Origin of the sequence: Nonomuraea sp. NPDC003560, assembly GCF_042878785.1 — a bacterium.
In the GTDB taxonomy this organism is placed as follows: domain Bacteria; phylum Actinomycetota; class Actinomycetes; order Streptosporangiales; family Streptosporangiaceae; genus Nonomuraea.
Genome location: NZ_JBIAOF010000007.1, coordinates 308,406 through 326,912, shown reverse-complemented (window position 1 = coordinate 326,912; position 18,507 = coordinate 308,406). Strand labels below are relative to the sequence as shown.

Annotated in this window: 15 protein-coding genes and 1 riboswitch; of the genes, 4 read left to right on the top strand and 11 right to left on the bottom strand. The window is 71.5% G+C overall.

All coding sequences use genetic code 11. The features are described 5' to 3' along the window. Positions 1-22: 22 nt before the first annotated feature. The 9 genes from ACFYUV_RS28070 to ACFYUV_RS28030 form a co-directional block, all read right to left on the bottom strand. A complete protein-coding gene (locus tag ACFYUV_RS28070; RefSeq protein ID WP_387672867.1) occupies positions 23-2,776 on the bottom strand; it encodes a DUF5682 family protein in 2,754 nt (917 codons plus the stop codon). Next, a complete protein-coding gene (locus ACFYUV_RS28065) occupies positions 2,773-3,885 on the bottom strand; it encodes an AAA family ATPase (protein WP_358292378.1) in 1,113 nt (370 codons plus the stop codon). The genes ACFYUV_RS28070 and ACFYUV_RS28065 overlap by 4 nt, the downstream gene beginning before the upstream one ends. 14 nt (positions 3,886-3,899) lie before the next feature. Further along, entirely contained in the window at positions 3,900-5,201 is a 1,302-nt protein-coding gene (locus tag ACFYUV_RS28060) for a VWA domain-containing protein (RefSeq protein WP_387672864.1), read from the bottom strand. Continuing rightward, on the bottom strand, positions 5,198-6,637 hold the full coding sequence (locus ACFYUV_RS28055; RefSeq protein ID WP_387672861.1) for a hypothetical protein: 1,440 nt from the start codon (positions 6,635-6,637) through the stop codon (positions 5,198-5,200). The genes ACFYUV_RS28060 and ACFYUV_RS28055 overlap by 4 nt, the downstream gene beginning before the upstream one ends. Then, entirely contained in the window at positions 6,637-7,140 is a 504-nt protein-coding gene (locus tag ACFYUV_RS28050; RefSeq protein ID WP_387672859.1) for a hypothetical protein, read from the bottom strand. Before ACFYUV_RS28050 ends, ACFYUV_RS28055 begins: the two co-directional genes overlap by 1 nt. A 181-nt stretch (positions 7,141-7,321) precedes the next feature. Then, entirely contained in the window at positions 7,322-7,735 is a 414-nt protein-coding gene (locus ACFYUV_RS28045) for a cupin domain-containing protein (RefSeq protein WP_387672856.1), read from the bottom strand. Positions 7,736-7,751: 16 nt separating this feature from the next. Further along, positions 7,752-8,567 carry a phosphoenolpyruvate hydrolase family protein gene (locus ACFYUV_RS28040; RefSeq protein ID WP_364339389.1) on the bottom strand — a complete coding sequence of 272 codons (816 nt, stop codon included), beginning with the start codon at positions 8,565-8,567 and terminating at the stop codon, positions 7,752-7,754. Further along, positions 8,567-9,790, bottom strand: coding sequence for a Tm-1-like ATP-binding domain-containing protein (locus tag ACFYUV_RS28035; RefSeq protein ID WP_387672853.1), 1,224 nt, complete (start codon positions 9,788-9,790; stop codon positions 8,567-8,569). The genes ACFYUV_RS28040 and ACFYUV_RS28035 overlap by 1 nt, the downstream gene beginning before the upstream one ends. 30 nt (positions 9,791-9,820) lie before the next feature. Continuing rightward, positions 9,821-10,297, bottom strand: coding sequence for a nuclear transport factor 2 family protein (locus tag ACFYUV_RS28030; RefSeq protein WP_387672850.1), 477 nt, complete (start codon positions 10,295-10,297; stop codon positions 9,821-9,823). A 97-nt stretch (positions 10,298-10,394) separates the two neighbouring features. Here ACFYUV_RS28030 and ACFYUV_RS28025 point away from each other — a divergent pair, with 97 nt between their 5' ends. Further along, positions 10,395-10,943, top strand: coding sequence for a TetR/AcrR family transcriptional regulator (locus ACFYUV_RS28025; protein WP_387672848.1), 549 nt, complete (start codon positions 10,395-10,397; stop codon positions 10,941-10,943). 78 nt (positions 10,944-11,021) lie between these two features. Here ACFYUV_RS28025 and ACFYUV_RS28020 read toward each other — a convergent pair whose 3' ends face one another. Together ACFYUV_RS28020 and ACFYUV_RS28015 are read right to left on the bottom strand one after the other, a co-directional pair. Then, the gene (locus tag ACFYUV_RS28020; RefSeq protein ID WP_387672845.1) at positions 11,022-11,741 is read right to left on the bottom strand and encodes a CHAP domain-containing protein; all 720 of its coding nucleotides are present in this window, start codon (positions 11,739-11,741) and stop codon (positions 11,022-11,024) included. Positions 11,742-11,755: 14 nt separating this feature from the next. Further along, positions 11,756-11,893, bottom strand: a riboswitch (cyclic di-AMP (ydaO/yuaA leader). 260 nt (positions 11,894-12,153) lie between these two features. Then, positions 12,154-12,501, bottom strand: a complete 348-nt coding sequence (locus ACFYUV_RS28015) for a luciferase family protein (protein WP_358292351.1) — start codon at positions 12,499-12,501, stop codon at positions 12,154-12,156. 242 nt (positions 12,502-12,743) lie between these two features. Between ACFYUV_RS28015 and ACFYUV_RS28010 the strand changes: the two genes are divergently transcribed. The 3 genes from ACFYUV_RS28010 to ACFYUV_RS28000 all read left to right on the top strand — a co-directional run bounded on the left by ACFYUV_RS28010 (position 12,744) and on the right by ACFYUV_RS28000 (position 18,334). Beyond that, positions 12,744-14,702, top strand: a complete 1,959-nt coding sequence (locus ACFYUV_RS28010; RefSeq protein WP_387672841.1) for a glycosyl hydrolase family 18 protein — start codon at positions 12,744-12,746, stop codon at positions 14,700-14,702. A gap of 174 nt (positions 14,703-14,876) precedes the next feature. Beyond that, on the top strand, positions 14,877-15,920 hold the full coding sequence (locus tag ACFYUV_RS28005) for a PP2C family protein-serine/threonine phosphatase (protein ID WP_387672838.1): 1,044 nt from the start codon (positions 14,877-14,879) through the stop codon (positions 15,918-15,920). Between the two features lie 119 nt (positions 15,921-16,039). After that, entirely contained in the window at positions 16,040-18,334 is a 2,295-nt protein-coding gene (locus ACFYUV_RS28000) for a chitinase C-terminal domain-containing protein (RefSeq protein WP_387672836.1), read from the top strand. Positions 18,335-18,507 lie beyond the last annotated feature (173 nt).

Genomic DNA, 18,507 nt, shown 5'->3' with positions numbered 1-18,507 from the left:
CCGGCGCTCGGGGCGGGGACCGTCAGGCGAGGAGGGTCGCCAACGCGGCGGCTGTGGCGGGGTGGTCGGTGAGGAGGGTCTCGACCTCGCGGTTCCCGGGCCCGACGGCGGAGACGGGCTGTTGCCAGCCGCCCTCGCAGCCCAGCAGCCCCGCCACCGCGTCGCACGCCGCCGGATGCGCCGCCAGCAGCTCGGCGACCGGCCCGGACGCGACCGCGGGCGCCGCCTTCGGCGCGGCCACCGGCGTCCTGGCCCATGGCGGTGTCCAGGCGTCGACCGCCGTCAGGCTGCCGGGGAACGTGCGCCCGGCCTCCCGGACGAGGACCGGCATCAGCTCGCCCGCCTGGTCGCGCAGCGTCGTGATCAGCTTCGGCAGCCACGGCAGCAGCACCTGGTCGGGCAGCCGTCCGAACGCCTTGGAGATCACCTCCACCACGAACCCGGACAGCGCCGGAGCCGGCTCCATCGCCTGCACGAACCCGGTGATGTACTGCGGGAACGACGGGATGACCAGCGGGTTGCCGAGCAGCTCGTCGCACCGCGACCGCAGCTCGGCCAGCGGCAGCAGCCCCAGCAGGTGCTGGGCGGCCCACAGCAGCGCCACCTTGGCCGGCGCCTCCGGATGCGACTGCCGCACCGCGATCTCCAGCTGCGCCCGGTCGCACCCGAGCGCCAGCGCCAGCCCCTCCATCGTGAACAGGAAGCCGAGCATCGCCGACACCTGCCGCACCCCGGTGTCGTCCTCGACGAACGCGGTCGGGAGCAGGGTGCAGTAGTGCGCGTACCCCTCGGTCACGAACGCCTCGCACCACGCCGGCAGCGTGGGTTCGGCGGTGCGGTAGTAGGCCAGCAGGCGGCGGATGCGGCGCAGCACGTCGGGCGCGTCGTCGACGCCGCGCTCGCCGGCCAGCAGCTCCACCGCCCGCGCGCCCAGCTCGTCGGCGACGCGCCCGCCGCCCAGGTAGAGGATGGCGTCCTCGACGGCGGCCAGGGCCACGGCTGCGGTGGCGTCGGGCTCCCAGACCGCGCGCCGCAGCCGCTGTTCGACCACCTGCTCGATGGTGACGCCCTCGTAGCCGAGCTCGATGATGGCCCGCTGGTTGCGGCCGAGCGCGAGGTCCCAGCTCTCCTGGATGGCCCGCTCGCCGAGCTTGCGCTCGCCCATGATCGGCCGGGCCGCGTCGGCGGGCAGCACGAAGCGCAGCATCCACAGCAGGTCGGAGCAGGGCCGCAGCTCCGGGTCGGAGTGCAGGTCGAGCAGTGCCCGCTGGATCGTGCGCTTGTCGAAGTCGACGCCGAGCGGCCGCAGCCGGTCGTAGACGTTCTGGGCCAGCGGCGGCAGCGCGTCGTAGCCGACCGAGCCGATGCGGTCGCCGCCGAGCAGGATCTCGCACAGGCGCCGCACGTCGCGCCGGCCCGGCACGACGTCCTTCTCGATGCAGGTGACCGCCGCGTCCTGGAAGTCGTACGGCGTGGGCCTGGCCCGGTTGCGCATGCCGGCCAGCAGGATCGACGTCTCGAACACCGCGATGGCGTCGGCGGTGCTGGCGAGGTAGCCGTTGCGCCGGGCCAGCCGGACGATGTCGACGCTCCAGCCCAGCAGCTCGGCCTCGTCGAGCGCGTCGAGCGTCGGCGGCCTGGACAGGAACCCGGTCAGCCGGTCGGTGACCTGCGCCGGCGCGGCGGGCGCGGGCAGCTTGACCGGCCGTTTCCTGGCCCCCTTCTGCCCGCTGAGCTGGAACGGGGTCAGCTTGCTCCGCGTCACCGCCTTGGCCCAGGTGGCGGCGGCGATCGACACCGACCCCGAGGCCAGCCCGAACTGCGCCTCGATGGCCGAGTGGCTGGAGGGGATCAGCCCGTACAGCCAGCGGGTCGCGGTGCGGGGGCCGATCTCGTACGGGGCCGCGGCGGCCAGGCCGAACTGCTCGACGCGGCTGGCGGCGTGGAAGGCGCCGCAGACGTAGAGGCAGTCGGCCGGGTCGGCGCCCGAGGCGGACAGGTGCTCGCGCATCCTGGTCCACATGTAGCGCTCGCGCTCCTCGTCGCCGGCCAGCCGGTCGTCGTCGGGGCGCAACCGGCGGAACAGGCTGCCGATGAGGACCATGACCTGGCGGTAGGTGTCGTAGTCGGCGCCGGAGAGCGGCTGCTCGACGTACTGGTCCCACCACTCCGACCAGTGGCGGACCTTGCCGTGGTGGAGCAGGTGCTCCTCCAGCTCGGCGAAGCGGGGGCGCAGGTCGCCGATCTCCACGCCGACGGCGTCGCCGTGCAGGCCGGCCTCCTCCCCCGGTTTCGCCGGCTCCTCCCGTTCGCGCGGCAGCCACTGGAAGACGTGGTCGGCCGAGCGGTCGACCAGCACCAGCTCGACGCCCGGGGTCTCCAGCGCGTACGAGATGGCCTGGTACTCGGCCGACGCCTCGGTGATCGGGGCCACCACGCTCAGCGGCCCCGACCCCTTGGGGAAGCCGTCGAGGTCGGTCGCGAACGCCTGGAGCGCCACCGGGAGCCGGCAGTTGCGCAGCTCGGTCAGCAGCGGTGCCAGGTCTTCGCAGAGCTCCAGGTAGATGACCTTGGGCTGCTTCTCCCGCAGGCGGCGCACCATGGCCAGCGCCGAGGCCGGCGAGTGGTGGCAGACCGGGAAGATCTCCAGCTCCTCGCGCAGCGCCCGGTCGACGTCCTCGACGATGCCGGTGAGGATGGACGACACCGCGCCGTCGCCCGCGAAGGCCGCGGCGGCCTCGCTGAGCTGATCCTTCAGCGGTTGGAAGAGGCTCATGACAGGGTGGAGATGGCCTGGCGGCCGCCCTCGAGGAAGTCCTGCCACGGGCCGCCGTCCTTCTTGCTGCGCGGCTCGACCACACCGTGCCAGTACTTGTTGAGGATGGCCAGGTCTTCCGGGCTGCGCCGGGCCAGCGAGCCGACCAGTGAACCGGCCAGCGTCTCGGGGCGCAGCGTGCGGTCGCCGAAGAAGTGGCTGTGCAGGATGGCGTCCTCCAGCACGCCGATCTGCTCGGCCGTGGACAGCGCGGACTCCAGCTTCTCGTCGTCGCTGGTCGCCGAGGCGGCCGCGGCCCGCAGGTCGGCGAAGCTCTGCAGCAGGATGTCCAGCAGCGTGGGCGGCAGGTCGAGCTCGATCTGGTGCCGGCGCAGCAGCTCCTCGGTGCGGAACCGGACGATCTCCGCCTCGCTCTTCTTGTTCGTCACCACCGGGATGCGGACGAAGTTGAAGCGGCGCTTGAGCGCGGAGGACAGGTCGTTGACGCCCCGGTCGCGGCTGTTGGCGGTGGCGATGATCGAGAAGCCGGGCTGGGCGAAGACGATGTTGTCGTCGTCGAGCTCGGGGATGGAGACGTACTTCTCCGACAGGATGGAGATCAGCGCGTCCTGGACGTCGCTGGTCGAGCGGGTCAGCTCCTCGAAACGGCCGATCACGCCCTGCTCCATGGCGTTCATGATCGGCGAGGGGATCATCGACTCGCGCGACTGGCCCTTGGCGATGACCATCGAGACGTTCCACGAGTATTTGATGTGGTCTTCGGTGGTGCCCGCGGTGCCCTGCACGACCAGCGTGGAGTTGCGGCTGATCGCCGCGGACAGCAGCTCGGCCAGCCAGCTCTTGCCCGTGCCGGGGTCGCCGATCAGCAGCAGGCCGCGGTCGGAGGCCAGCGTCACGATGCTGCGCTCGACGAAGCTGCGGTCACCGAACCACTTCTGCGGGATCTCGCGGTCGAGCCCGTCGGAGCGCTCGGAGCCGAGGATGAAGATGCGGATCATGCGCGGGCTGAGCCGCCACGAGAACGGCTTGGGGCCGTCGTCGACCGACTCCAGCCAGTCGAGCTCGTCGGCGTACTTCACCTCTGCGGGGGCGCGCAGCATGTCACTCATGGTCGGGGGTTCTCCTAGGTGAGGAAGTTCTTGAGCTCGAAGACGAGCTTGCGGACGTGGCCGGAGAGCACGGGGGTGCCCAGGTCCTTGAGTTTCTGGCGGTACCACGGGTCGACGCTCTGGTGGCCGGAGCTGTTGACCGAGCCGACGGGGATGAACTTGACCCCCGAGCGGTGGATCGACCCGAAGTCGTTGATCAGCGAGCGGTTGTCGTAGAAGTCGGAGATCCACACCATCACGGTGTTGCGTGGATCGGCGATCTTCGGCCTGGCCAGGGCCATCGCGGCCGTGCCGTCTGTGCCGCCGCCGAGCGTCGTGCGCAGCAGCACCTCGAACGGGTCGTGCACCCACGGCGTCAGGTCGAGCGCGCGGGTGTCGTACGCGACGAGGTGCACGTCGACCTTGGGCAGACCGGCGAAGATCGAGGCCAGGATGGTGCAGTTGACCATCGCGTCGACCATCGAGCCCGACTGGTCGACGACCACGATGAGCCGGGCCGGCGTGGTGCGGCGGGCCGTCTGCCGGTAGTAGAGCCGGTCGACGTAGAGCCGCTGGTCTTCGGGGCTCCAGTTGGTGAGGTTCTTCCAGATCGTGCGCTCGATGTCGAGGTTGCGGAAGACCAGCTTCGGCGGCACCGACCGGTCGATGACGCCCACGCTGGTCTTCTCCACCTGCGTGCGCAGCACCTCGGCGACCTCGTCGACGAACCTGCGGATGAGCGCCTTGGCGTTGGCGAGGGCGACGCCGGACAGGTTGGACTTGTCGCGCAGCAGCTGCTCGATGAGCGACATGCTGGGCGTGAGCTGCCTGGCCAGAGCCGGGTCGGCGAGCACCTCGCGCAGCCGCATGCGCTTGACCAGATCGCCCTCGATCATGGCGAGGACGGCGGCCAGCTCGTCGTTGCCCGGCCCGTTCCGCAGGCCGCCGGGCTCGCAGCCCATGCCCTTCTCGAACCAGGCGGCGTCCTGCTTCCAGCGGGCCAGGTCGCCCGCCGTGACGTCGCCCGTGCCGGTGGAGAACACGTTGAGCAGCAGCTTGGAGACCAGGGCGGCGCGGCGCACCTCGCCGCCCTCCTCGTGCTCCTTGTCGGCCATCAGGTCCTGGAGCTCGGCGCCCAGCTCGGGGAAGCGCTGGACGAGCGTGTCCACCGAGACGCCGGGGTCGAGCAGCGCGGGCGGCAGCTCCAGGTCGCCGACGATGCCCATGCTGGCCGTCTCCAGCGCGGGCTGCTCGTCGGCCGAGAACAGCCGCGACATGAGCCGCCAGTACAGCACTTGGCGCCGGGTCTCGTCGGCGCTCGTGGTCGGGTCGGTCATTTCCGCAGCAGCCGTCCTGCCCGTTCGCGCAGCACGGCGACCACGTCGCCGGCCTTGGCCTCGGCCTTGACGACCTTGGGGTCGGTCGGGCCGTTCGCCCAGTCGCCGTTGTGCACGGTGACCGGCTTCTTCTTGACCGTGGCCTGGACGGCCAGCGGCTGCAGCAGCCACCTGCCGCCGTCGCGGCGCACCAGCCCGACGCACGCCGAGGACGCGGCCACCAGCTCCGGCGTGAGCGGGCAGCTCGCCGGGAGCCGGTCGAGGTCGAGGGCGAGCTTGTTGCCGCCCAGGTCGAGGGTGTGCCCGTCGACCGTGTACCCCTCGACCAGCACCGGCTCGGCGATGCGCACGGGGTGGCGGTCGAGCGGCGGCGTGGCCGGGGCGAGCGCGCCCGCGAGCTGCACCCGCGCGGTGGTGAACGGGTCGGCCTCGGCGCCGGTGCGGGCGCGGTCGTCGTGCCACAGCAGGTCGCCGCCGGGCAGCAGCGGCATGCCGTCGATCTCCACGGACCGGTGGTCGGCCAGCGCGCCCATGAGCACGGGCCGGCCGCCGAACAGCCGCCACACCGACGGGCCCACGATGGTGTCGACCTTGGCCGCCGCGACGCTCGTGCGTACCAGCCGGGTCGGGCCGCCGGCCTCCTCCAGGACGCCGTGCACCTGCACCCGGACGACCGTGGCGTGCTCGTGCACGTCGGCGCCGAGGATCAGCAGCCGCCCCGACACCGGCTCGGGCACGCCGTGCCACGGCCCGGACTGGGCGAGCAGCAGCCCGCGCGTCCACAGGTCGGCCCACCGCCTGAGCGGCAGCCGGTCCATCGTCGCCACCGGGGACGAGGCCCGCAGCTCGGTCGCCAGCCCGTCGAGCAGCACGGCGAGCCCGCGCAGCTCGGGCACCCCGAGCAGCGCCTCGATCGCCTGGTCGGCGCCGGAGACGAGGTCGTCGTCGACGCCCCGCCAGCCGGTGATCGCCAGCTCCCGCAACCAGACCCGGCACCCGGCCAGCAGGTTCTCCGGCACGCCGCCGGACGCCGCCCCGCCGCCCGGCACGCCGCCCACGGACGCCGCCCCTGTTGTGGCGTCCGTGGCGGCGGCCGGCGGCCAGGGTGCGCGGCTGCGGCCCAGAGCCTGGTCGAGTTGCGCGAGCAGGGCGTCGTGTACCGCGCCGAACAGCGCGGCCCGCCCGCCGGCCAGCGCGGCCAGGTGCTCGTCGGCGACCGACCCCGCGGTCACCTTCTCCACCGCCTCGCCCAGTCGCTCGCCGAGCGGGGAGCCCGCGAGCGCGCCGGCCAGCGCGGCCAGCGCCGCGGCCGGCTCCTCGGCGACCCTGGCGAACCCGTGCCCGAGCGCGCCGTCGAACCCCGTGGCGAGCGCGAGCGCCTCCGCGACCCCGGCCGGCCCGTCGCCGGCCAGCTCTCCGAGCTGTACGTCGAGCATCAGCCCACCTTTCCCGTCTCGGGCCCCATCGCCGGGAACCAGTGCAGCTCGGCCAGCGGCTCGGTGCTGTCGGGCACCTCCAGGTAGGCCAGGTGGCGCAGGAACCGGCTGAACACCACGGCCGCCGGGGTGCGCTGGGGGGCGCCGTTCAGCGCGCTCATCAGGTGGCCGCCCTCGGGCACCTCGACGCGCAGGTAGCGGGCCACCCGGTCGAGGCCGTACTGGAGCACGGCCTCGTCGGCCAGCAGGCGGATGTGCTTGCACGCGTAGCCGTGCAGCGCGCCGCACGGGCGGTTGTTGTTGGTGCTGCAGCTCAGGTCGTGGGTGCCGGCGGCGATCGAGGAGACGTAGACCCGCTCGATGTCGGACCCGCTCGACACGACCCCCTGCAACCTGCCGTCAGCCAGCTCGACGAAGGGCACCTTCGCCAGCTTGCGCGGCTGGACCGGCGGCACCACCCGCACGACGCTGCGCTGCTCCCACGCGGTTTCGTCCGCGTCCAAGGTCTCGACCTCCAGTCTGACGGCATGCTCGCGCCGACAGCCAACTCCGATGGGCTTGATCAACAGACCCGGAAATCTACCGGAGGCCACCGACAGACCGGACGTGAACGATCATTCACATGGAGGTCGAGCACGCCGGAGGCCGTGCGCGGGCTCGCACCCCGCGCACGGCCTGCGCCGCTCAGGAGGTGGCGGCCGCCCAGGTGGGGTGGTCGCCGGGGCCGAGCTCCACGAAGCCGGGCAGCTCGCGCAGCGCCAGCTCGGCCCCGCCCGGCGTGTACGTCGCGATGATCCGCAGCGGCCGCCAGCCGGTGTTGAAGGTGGAGTGCAGCGTGCCCTTCGGGATGTAGATCGCCTCACCGGCCCTGACCGGGAACTCCGGGTCGTCGCCGACGGTCTGCCGCCCCTCGCCCTCGATGACGTAGAGGACCTCGTCGGAGTCGGGGTGCAGGTGGCGTTCGTGGCCCTTGTTCGGGTTGATGACGACCTCGCCGAACGTGGAGGACGCGCCCGGCACGGCGTCGGGCGTCACGTGCCATTTGATGGCCCCCCAGTCGAAGATCATCGTGGGCAGGGCGTCCGGTGGTCGGTGCATGGCGGGTTCCTCCCGGTCAGAGCTGCTTGAAGGCGCGGACCTGTTCGGCGATGGCCCGCTCGGCGGGCAGGCGTTCCATCGATGACGCGCCGAAGAACCCGGCGACGCCGACCGTGCGCTGCTGGATGTGGCGCACGTCGTCGGGCTCGGCGATGGGACCGCCGTGGCACAGCACGATGACGTCGGGGTTGACGGCGACGGCGGCGTCGCGCATCTCCTGGATGCGCACGGCCGCCTCGTCGAGGCCGATCGCGGTGACGGCGCCGATGCTGCCCTTGGTGGTCAGGCCCATGTGCGGGACGAGGATGTCGGCGCCCGCCCGCGCCATGGCCGTGGCCTGCTCGGGGGTGAACACGTAGGGGGCGGTGAGCAGGTCGCGCTCGGCGGCCAGCCTGATCATCTCCACCTCCAGGTCGAAGCCCATGCCGGTCTCCTCCAGGTTCGCCCGGAAGACACCGTCGATCAGGCCGACCGTCGGGAAGTTCTGGACGCCGGTGAAGCCCATGTCCTTCAGCTCGTCCAGGAAGCGCGGCATCAGCCGGAACGGGTCGGTCCCGCACACCCCGGCCAGCACCGGCGTGTCCTTGACGACCGGCAGGACCTCCCCCGCCATCTCCACGACGATCGCGTTGGCGTCGCCGTACGGCATCAGGCCGGCGAGCGAGCCGCGGCCGGCCATCCGGAACCGCCCGGAGTTGTAGATGATGAGCAGATCGACCCCGCCCGCCTCGGCGGACTTGGCCGACAGCCCGGTGCCCGCGCCGCCGCCGATGATCAGCCGGCCCGCCTCCCGCTCGGCGCGCAACCTCCGTAGTGCCTCGTCGCGTCGCATCAAGCCCCCTTCTCGATCAGCCGGTGCAGCCGGTCGGCGGCCGCCACGGCGAACTGCGCGTCGTTGATGTCCTGGTCGCTCTGCACGACCTCGACGGCGGTGCCCGCGACGGCCGCGAGCACGGCGTCGAAGCAGGCCGCGTCGGCCGCCGGGTCGTGGAACGGGCCGCCCTCGACGTCGACGGCCGAGACGCCGCCGCGCGGCACGAACAGCGTGACCGGCCCCGACGCGCGGGCCAGCCGCTCGCCGATCGCCCGCCCGATCTCGGCGTTCTCGGCCGGAGTGGTGCGCATGAGCGTCACCGTCGGGTTGTGCACCAGGAGCTGCCGTGACCTGAACCGTTCCGGCACGGTCTCCATCGGGCCGAAGTTGACCATGTCGACGGCGCCCAGGCTGACGACCTGCGGGATGCCGGCCCGCCCGGCGGCGGTCAGGCGGTCGGGGCCGGCCGACAACACGCCGCCGACGAGCTCGTCGGCCAGCTCGGTGGTGGTCAGGTCGAGCACCCCGGCGAAGTGGCCGCCGGCCGCCAGCGCCTCCATGGCCCTGCCGCCCGAGCCGGTGGCGTGGAAGACCAGCACCTCGTAGCCCAGGGACTCCAGCCGGGCCCGCGCGGCGTCGACGGCGGGCGTGGTGACGCCGAACATCGTGGCCGCGACCAGCGGTTTGTCCTCCCCGGACGGCTCGGCGCCGGCGTCGTAGGAGGCGGCCATCGCGCTGATCGCGGCGGCGGCGTTGGTCAGGATGCGGCGGGAGACGGAGTTGACGCCCGCGACGTCGACGACGCTGTACATGAGCGTCACGTCGGTCTCCCCGACGTAGGCCGAGACGTCGCCGCTGACCATGGTCGAGACGAGCAGCTTGGGCAGGCCGACGGGCAGCGCCCGCATGACGGCGGCGGCGATGGAGGAGCCGCCGCTGCCGCCGAGCGCGAGCACGCCGCTCAGCTCGCCGCGGGCGTGCAGGTCCTTGGCCAGGGCGGTGGCCCCGGCCGCCATGGCCGCGAGCGCGGCGCCGCGGTCGCCGGCGCTCCTGAGCCGGTCGAGGCCGGTGCCCGCGGCCCGCGCGACGGCCTCGGCGGGGACGTCGGCGGCCAGCGCCGGGGCGCCCATGACGCCGGTGTCCATGAGGACGACGCCCTGGCCGGCCCGGATGATCAGGTCGCGGACGAGGGCGTACTCCTCCCCCTTGGTGTCGAGGGTGCCCAGCAGCAAGACCGCCATGTCAGACCTCCTACGATCGGCCTTCCGACCTTACCCGGCGATCTCCGCGTGGCGGATGCCCAGCACGTCCACGCCGTGCTCGGACAGCGGGCGGGAGCCGAAGATGCGGCGTTCCTCCTCGGTGATGGCGACGTCGTTGATGCTGGCCTCGCGGCGGCGCATCAGCCCCGAGGCGTCGAACTCCCACTGCTCGTTGCCGTAGCTGCGCCACCACTGGCCGGCGGCGTCGCGGGACTCGTACTGGAAGCGCACGGCGATGCGGTCGCCGGTGACCGCCCACAGCTCTTTGCGCAGGGCGTAGTCCAGTTCGCGGGCCCACTTGCGGCGCAGGAACTCCGCGATCTCGGCGCGGCCGGTGACGAACTCGCCGCGGTTGCGCCACACGGAGTCCTCGGTGTAGGCGAGCGCGACGCGGTCGGGGTCGCGGGTGTTCCAGGCGTCCTCGGCGGCCTGGACCTTGATCCGGGCGGTCTCCTCGGTGAACGGCGGGACGGGCGGGCGGGTCATGGGCTGTCCTCTCCGATCGAGAGAACGGGCGTTCTCCCGGGGTGTGCGCTAGCGTAGAGAACGACCGTTCTCCGCGGCAAGCACCTGGAGGGGTGTCATGGATCACGAGCAGCGGCTGCTGGACGCCGCGGGCGACCTGTTCTACCGCCGCGGCGTGCAGGCGGTCGGCATGGACGAGATCCGGGCCGCCTCCGGCGTCTCGCTGAAACGCCTCTACCAGTGTTTCCCGTCGAAGGAGGCGCTGGTCGTGGCCTATCTGCGGCGGCGCGACGAACGCTGGATGGCCTCGCTCACCGCGTACGTGGCCGACGCCGGCGACCGCATCCCGGCGGTCTTCGCGTGGCTGGAACGCTGGTTCACCGAGGACGACTTCCGCGGCTGCGGGTTCGCCAACGCCTTCGCCGAGCTGGGCGCCGGTTCGGCCGCCGTCCGCGCGGCGGTGCGCGAGCACAAGGGGCGCCTGCGCGCCTACCTGCGCTCGCTCGCCGAGGAGGCGGGAGCCGGGGACCCCGGCCTGCTCGCCGAGCAGTTGCTCACCCTGATCGACGGCGCCACGGTCACCGCGATGATCTCGGAGGAGCCGGGCGCGGCCCGCTCGGCCGGGCAGGCCGCGGCGGTCCTGGTCCACCGGCACCGGCGGCCCTGAAACGCGAAAAGCGCACTCCCGTCCTGAAACGCGAAAGAGCGCACTCCCCGCGGGGAGTGCGCTCTTCGCTTGGCAGGATCAGGCGGCGTACGACGGGTAGCCGTAGCCGACGACCTGGGAGGTCGGGCGGACGCGCTGCTCGACCTTGCCGTTGCCGGTGTTGCCCTCGATCGTGGAGATCGTGCCGTCGCCGTTGTCCTTGACGACGAAGCCGACGTGCTGGATGTCGCTCAGGCTCTTGCTGCCGCTCCAGGAGAAGAAGACGACGGCGCCCGGCTTGGCCTCGGTGCCCCAGCGGTCGTTGGCGGCGAACCACTTGGCGTGGGTCACGGTGTAGGCGTCCCAGCCGACCTGCGGGCGGGCGCCGGTCTGCTCGCCGACCCAGGAGACGAACATCGAGCACCAGGGGGCGTTCAGGTACATGGCGCGGTTGCCGCCGTCACGCGCGGCGGTCTCGGCGGCGCGCTGCGAGTCGGCGTACCACTTCTGGAACTTGGTGCCGCCGCCGTTGGCGTCCTCGGAGGTGCCGACCTGGGCGCGGGCGGTGGCCAGCACCTGGGCGGCGGTGACGTTGACCTTGCCCTTGGCGCTCTCGTCGGCGGCGCGGTGCTGCGCGACGAGCGGCTGGGCGGCCACGCCGGCGACCTTGGCGGTCTGGGTGGCGGTGTGGGCGGTGGCGTGGGTGGTGTCGGCGTTCACTGCCGCGTGCGTGCCGAGCACGCCGGCGACGGCGGTCGCGCCGAGAGCGATCTTGGCGAGGTCGAGCTTGAAGGCACGGTGAAGACGGTGCTTGGCCATGAGGGTGTTACTCCTTGAGCTTCCGTGCCGCTTGCCGGGTTAGCTGACGGGTTCGGGCGGGAAGCTGCCCTACGGCACCACGGTGCCGATTCACCCCATTGGACACATGGGTCCCCGGTTCCGCGCACAGGCGGATTCAGCGGTCTCTTGGTCAGGCAAAGGGCTGACGCATCGTCTTCCCGGGCCCGGGAAAGGGCCTGAAGATATATGTGCGACGCCCGGATGCGGGGATGTCCGCATCGACTCTGTACAACACGGGTCCCGCTTGGGTAATTCCCAGGCAATGCCATCCCTACCTGGGACGACTCCCCGTTCGGCTGTGTACAACCAAGCTACCCGGCGAGTAATTCCCAGGCAAATGGAGGCAATGAATTCGACGCTGCGTGGGAGAAACGCTACGCACCGAATCGGTTCACGCCACGTGCGCCTTTATCGCCACGCTCGTGAGCGCCAGCAACAATTCCAGATCGGGCTCGGCGTCGACCTGTACGGCGACCCAGGCGCGGTCGCGGCAGGCATGGACCTGGTCGCACGCCCGCAGGTACGGTTCCAGGCGGCCGATGGCGGGGGCGGTGAGCCGTACGTGGATCTCGTCCCGGCCGGCCAGGCGCAGGATCTCGGTTCCGTGTACGGCGAAGGTGACCTGCTGACCGGTGCCGCTGACGTTCAGCGACGGCCAGGACCGTAACTCCGCGACCGCGCGGACCACGTAGGGCCCGCGTCGCGTGGGCGTCCGCCGCCAGGCGGAGATTCCTGCCACGCTCCAATGCTGAGCCACGGCTCACCCCGCCGTCAGCCCCCGTTCCTGAACCGTTATCCCCTCGTGAACGGGCGCGCCCGGGGTCTGACCGGCACGATTACGGACACCTGACCGATACGTATTGACGCTCCCCCAGGCAGAAGCTACCGTCGATTCACAACTTAAAGGAAACTTTCCTAATAGTTTCCCCAGAAGTCTCCCATCCCACTCCCCACACACCCCCCAACGGATGTCGGAGCGACATGAAACACACCATTCTGAGCAAGGTCCTGGCGGGAATGGCGGCGTTGGCCCTGCCCCTCACCGCGGCCGTGGCCGCCCCGGCGCTCGCCTCCGCCAGCACGGTGGCGTACGCGGCGGCCTGGGCCCCGTGGACCGCCTACACGGCGGGCACGGTCGTCACCTACAACGGCGTCGACTACGTCTGTCTCCAGGCGCACACCTCCCAGCCCGGCTGGGAGCCGCCGAACGTGGCGGCGCTGTGGAAGGTCTCCGGCGGCGGCGGCAGCGACACGACCGCGCCGTCCGTGCCGGGCAACCTGCGCTCGACCGGCGTCACGGACACGAGCGTGGCCCTGGCCTGGAACGCCTCCACCGACAACGTGGCCGTGACCGGCTACGAGGTCTACCGCGGCGGCACCCTGGTCACCACCGTCACGGGCACCACGTACAACGACACCGGCCTCACCGCGAACACGGCCTACAGCTACACCGTGCGCGCGCGTGACGCGGCCGGCAACCGCTCGGCCAACAGCAACCAGATCTCCGCGACGACCACCGGCGGCGGTGGCGGCGACGACAAGACCCCGCCGTCGGTCCCCGGCAACCTGCGCTCGACCGGCGTCAGCAACAACAGCGTCTCGCTGGCCTGGAACGCCTCCACCGACAACGTGGCGGTCACCGGCTACGAGGTCTACCGCGGCGGCACCCTGGTCACCACCGTCACGGGCACGTCGTACAACGACACCGGCCTCAGCGCCAACACCTCCTACAACTACACCGTGCGGGCGCGTGACGCGGCCGGCAACCGCTCGGCCGACAGCAACCAGATCACCGCGACCACCACGGGCGGCGGCGGCGGTGGCGGCAACAAGGTGCTGGGCTACTTCGTCCAGTGGGGCATCTACCAGCGCGGCTACCACGTCAAGAACATCGACACCAGCGGCTCGGCGGCCAAGCTGACCCACATCAACTACGCGTTCGGCAACGTGCAGAACGGGCAGTGCACGATCGGCGACAGCTACGCCGACTACGACCGCTTCTACCAGGCGGGCGAGAGCGTCGACGGCGTCGCCGACACCTGGGACAACGGCGCGCTGCGCGGCAACTTCAACCAGCTGCGCAAGCTGAAGAAGAAGTACCCCAACCTGAAGGTGCTCTTCTCCTTCGGCGGCTGGACCTGGTCCGGCGGCTTCGGCCAGGCGGCGCAGAACCCGACGGCCTTCGCCGACTCCTGCTACAAGCTGGTGGAGGACCCCCGCTGGGCCGACGTCTTCGACGGCATCGACATCGACTGGGAGTACCCGAACGCCTGCGGCCTGACCTGTGACACCAGCGGCGCGGCGGCGTTCAAGAACGTGATGTCCGCGCTGCGCTCGCGCTTCGGCGCGAACAACCTGGTCACCGCGGCCATCACCGCCGACGGCAACGACGGCGGCAAGATCGACGCGGCCGACTACGGCGGCGCCGCCCAGTACGTCGACTGGTACAACGTCATGACGTACGACTTCTTCGGCGGCTGGGACGCGCAGGGCCCGACCGCCCCGCACTCCCCGCTCACCACCTGGGACAAGATCCCGGTCCCCGGCTTCTACACCGACAACGCCATCCAGAAGCTCAAGAGCAAGGGCGTCCCGGCCGCCAAGCTGCTGCTCGGCATCGGCTTCTACGGCCGCGGCTGGACCGGCGTGACCCAGGCCGCGCCCGGCGGCACGGCGACCGGCCCGGCGCCCGGCACGTACGAGCAGGGCATCGAGGACTACAAGGTCATCAAGACCCGCTGCCCGTCCACCGGCACGGTCGCGGGCACGGCCTACGCCTACTGCGGCAACCAGTGGTGGAGCTACGACACGCCGAGCACCATCGGCGGCAAGATGAGCTACTCGAAGAACCAGGGCCTCGGCGGCGCGTTCTTCTGGGAGCTCAGCGGTGACACCACCAACGCCGAACTCCTCACGGCCATGAAGAACGGCCTCGGATAAGTTCCTCGGACAGGTTCGCACGTCAGGGGTCGGTCCCGGGTTTCGGGGCCGGCCCTTCGCCGTGCCCGGCGCGCCTCAGGACGGAACACGGACGCCTTGGGAGAAGCTGGTCACCGGGGGTGAACGACGATTCTCTGGGGTGGCGGGCACAGGCGGCCCTTCTTCACGACACCGGTGTTCCTGGTCGGCCTGATCGGGATCACGGTGCTGGTGGTCGGGCTGGACAGGTTCACCGGCGGGGGCGCGGAGCTCGTGCCGGTGCTGATCTTCCTGCCCGCGATCGTGTCGGGTCTGGGCTCGGTGGTGCAGACGTCGATCGCGTCGGTGTGGGTGCTGGCGGTGGTGTCGGCCTCGGTCGCCTATCTGGGCGGCAGTCTGCGGACGAACCTGGAGGTCTCCGGCTTCACCGCGGCGTTCGGGCTGATGAGCGTGGTCGGCGCGAGCTACCGGATCCAGCGCGAGGAGGAGGTCCGCCGGTTGCGCTCGGCCGCCGCGGCGTTGCAGCGGCAGCTCGTCAGGCCGCTGCCGCTGCGCTCGCTCGACGTGGTCGTGGACGGCCTCTACCAGCCCATCGAGGAGGACACGATGGTGGGCGGCGACATGTACGAGGTGGCGCCGTCGCCGTACGGGACCCGGGTGATGATCGCCGACGTGCAGGGCAAGGGGCTGCCCGCGATCGGCGCCGCGCTGGCCGTGCTGGGCGCCTTCCGGGAGGCGGCCTACCGCGAGATCTCCCTCATGGGCGTGGCCGACGCCCTGGAGGACGCCGTGATCAGGCACAACAGGTTCGCCGCGCACACCGGCGAGCCCGAGCGGTTCGTCACCGCGCTGCTGCTGGACATCGGCCCGGAGCTGGAGGTGGACGCGGTCAACTGCGGGCACATCGCGCCGTACCTGATCCACGGCGGGAACGCCGGGCAGCTCTGGCTCGGCGAGCCGGAGGTGCCGCTCGGCCTGGCCGGGCTGGCGGGCGAGCCGCGCCACGGCGCGCGCTTCGCCTTCCCGCGCGGGGCCTCGCTGCTGCTGTGCACCGACGGCGTGACCGAGGCCCGCGACCGCGACGGCTCCTTCTACCCGCTGGAGCAGCGGCTGCGCTCCTGGGCCCGCGACCCGCCGGCCAGGACCGTCGAGGCCCTGGCCGCCGACCTGGCCACCTTCACGCACGGCGCGCCGCGCGACGACATCGCGGTGCTCATCCTGCGCCGGACCGGATCGTGACCGCCCGAGCGACGGGACGGCAACTATTAAGAAAGTTTCCTAACAGAACGCATTGACGGCCCTGGTCACCAGGCTTACCTTCCGATCAACCCCCCAGTCATGCCCCATCGGAGGTGGCCTTGAAGCCCACACGCCTACGCGCGGCCCTGGCCGCGTGCGGCACCTCACTGGTCCTCATCGCGGGAGCCCTGGCCGGTACGGCCACCGCCGCGGCCGACAACGCCGCCTGCCGCCCGGACGGCCTCTACCAGACCCCCGGCGTGGACGTCCCCTACTGCCTGGCCTACGACGAGGACGGCCGCGAGAAGATGGGGGCCGACCACCCCCGCCGCATCATCGGCTACTTCACCAGCTGGCGCACCGGCAAGAACGGTCAGCCCGCCTACCTGGCCGGCAACATCCCGTGGGGCAAGGTCACCCACATCAACTACGCCTTCGCCCACGTCGACGGCAACAACAAGATCGCCGTGGACGCCGACGCGACCGCGACCGAGTGGCCCGGCGTCGCCGGCGCCGAGATGGACCCGGCCTACGCCTACAAAGGCCACTTCAACCTGCTGAACAAGTACAAGAAGCAGTACCCCGGCACCAAGACGCTGGTGTCGGTCGGCGGCTGGGCCGAGACCGGCGGCTACTTCGACGCGAGCGGCGCCCGCGTGCCCTCCGGCGGCTTCTACTCGATGACCACCAACGCCGACGGCTCGGTCAACCAGGCCGGCATCGGCACGTTCGCCGACTCGGTCGTCGCGTTCGTGCGCGCGTACGGGTTCAACGGCGTCGACATCGACTACGAGTACCCGACCTCGATGAAGGACGCGGGGAACCCGCTCGACTGGACCATCGCCAACGCCCGCAGGTCGAGCCTGATGAAGGGCTACGCGGCCCTGATGAGGACGCTGCGCCAGAAGCTGGACACCGCGGCCGCCGCCGACGGCAGGTACTACATGCTGACCGTCGCCGCCCCCGCCTCCGGCTACCTGCTGCGCGGCATGGAGACCTTCCAGGTCACCCAGTACCTGGACTACGTCAACATCATGTCCTACGACCTGCACGGCGCCTGGAACGAGTTCGTCGGCCCCAACGCCGCCCTGTACGACGACGGCAAGGACGCCGAGCTGGCCAAGTGGGGCGTCTACACCGCCGCCCAGTACGGCGGCCTCGGCTACCTCAACACCGACTGGGCCTACCACTACTTCCGCGGCGCGATGCCGGCCGGCCGGATCAACATCGGCGTGCCGTACTACACGCGCGGCTGGAAGAACGTCAACGGCGGCGCGAACGGCCTGTGGGGCACCTCCAACGGCCCGAGCGGCAGCTGCCCGCAGGGCCTGACCACCTGCGGCGACGGCGCCCGCGGCATCGACAACCTGTGGCACGACGAGGAGAACGGCAAGGAGGTCGGCGCCGGCTCCAACCCCATGTGGCACGCCATGAACCTGGCCAAGGGCATCGCCGGCTCCTACGGCCCCGCCTACGGCCTGGACCCGGCGGGCGACCCCGAGGACCGGCTGACCGGCACCTACACCCGCAACTACAACGCCACCCTGACCGCTCCCTGGTTGTGGAACGCCGCCAAGAAGGTGTTCCTGTCCACCGAGGACGACCAGTCGCTCGGCGCCAAGGCCGACTACGTCAGGAACCAGGGCATCGGCGGCGTGATGATCTGGGAACTGGCCGGCGACTACGCCTGGGACGCGGCCAAGGGCGAGTACTTCATGGGCCAGACCCTGACCGGCCTGCTCTACGACAAGCTCAGGACCGCCGCCCCGTACGGCGCGGCCAAGGCCAAGGTGGCCGTCCCCGCCGAGAAGGTGGACGTCACTATCGAGGCCACCGGCTTCCCCGCCGGCGACAGCAACTACCCGATCAACCCCAAGCTCGTCATCACCAACAAGACGCAGACCACCATCCCGGGCGGCGCGGAGTTCCAGTGGGACTACGCGACCTCCGCCCCGAACAACGCCAAGGACCAGTCGGGCTTCGGCCTGCGGGTGATCAGCAGTGAGCACACCGGCAACAACGTCGGCGGGCTCAAGGGCGACTTCCACCGGGTGTCGGTGAAGCTGCCCACCTGGCAGACGCTCGCCCCCGGCGCGTCGGTGACCCTCGACTACGTGTACTACCTGCCCGTCCCCGGCCAGGCGAACTACACGCTGACCTTCGGCGGCAGGACGTACGGGCTGGTCCAGGACCTGGCGCGGGGCGGCGTCGCGCCCAGCCCGAGCCCGACCCCGACCGTCACCCCGACCGGCGGCGCCTGCACCGCGCCCGCCTGGAGCGCGACGGCCGTCTACAACGGCGGCCAGCGCGTCTCGCACAAGGCCCACACGTGGGAGGCCAAGTGGTGGACGCAGGGCCAGGAGCCCGGCACCACCGGCGAGTGGGGCGTCTGGAAGGACGTCGGCGCCTGCTGAGGCGGCGCCGCCGGCCGGCGGGCGGGACGTCGCGCGTCCCGCCCGCCTCCGCCGGCGCGGGCCCTGCGGCGAGGTCAGGTACGCAACCGCCTGGAGCAGCCTCTTGCGACGTGACCGTGGGCTACGGAAGGATCGCCAGATCGAGCCCCACCGGTATCCGTGACCCCATGCGT

What these genes read in the sequence shown, in the direction of transcription:
- ACFYUV_RS28070 (WP_387672867.1), bottom strand. Translation starts at nt 2,776, where the DNA reads ATGAGCCTCTTCCAACCGCTGAAGGATCAGCTCAGCGAGGCCGCCGCG.
- ACFYUV_RS28065 (WP_358292378.1), bottom strand. Translation starts at nt 3,885, where the DNA reads ATGAGTGACATGCTGCGCGCCCCCGCAGAGGTGAAGTACGCCGACGAG.
- ACFYUV_RS28060 (WP_387672864.1), bottom strand. Translation starts at nt 5,201, where the DNA reads ATGACCGACCCGACCACGAGCGCCGACGAGACCCGGCGCCAAGTGCTG.
- ACFYUV_RS28055 (WP_387672861.1), bottom strand. Translation starts at nt 6,637, where the DNA reads ATGCTCGACGTACAGCTCGGAGAGCTGGCCGGCGACGGGCCGGCCGGG.
- ACFYUV_RS28045 (WP_387672856.1), bottom strand. Translation starts at nt 7,735, where the DNA reads ATGCACCGACCACCGGACGCCCTGCCCACGATGATCTTCGACTGGGGG.
- ACFYUV_RS28040 (WP_364339389.1), bottom strand. Translation starts at nt 8,567, where the DNA reads ATGCGACGCGACGAGGCACTACGGAGGTTGCGCGCCGAGCGGGAGGCG.
- ACFYUV_RS28035 (WP_387672853.1), bottom strand. Translation starts at nt 9,790, where the DNA reads ATGGCGGTCTTGCTGCTGGGCACCCTCGACACCAAGGGGGAGGAGTAC.
- ACFYUV_RS28030 (WP_387672850.1), bottom strand. Translation starts at nt 10,297, where the DNA reads ATGACCCGCCCGCCCGTCCCGCCGTTCACCGAGGAGACCGCCCGGATC.
- ACFYUV_RS28025 (WP_387672848.1), top strand. Translation starts at nt 10,395, where the DNA reads ATGGATCACGAGCAGCGGCTGCTGGACGCCGCGGGCGACCTGTTCTAC.
- ACFYUV_RS28020 (WP_387672845.1), bottom strand. Translation starts at nt 11,741, where the DNA reads ATGGCCAAGCACCGTCTTCACCGTGCCTTCAAGCTCGACCTCGCCAAG.
- ACFYUV_RS28010 (WP_387672841.1), top strand. Translation starts at nt 12,744, where the DNA reads ATGAAACACACCATTCTGAGCAAGGTCCTGGCGGGAATGGCGGCGTTG.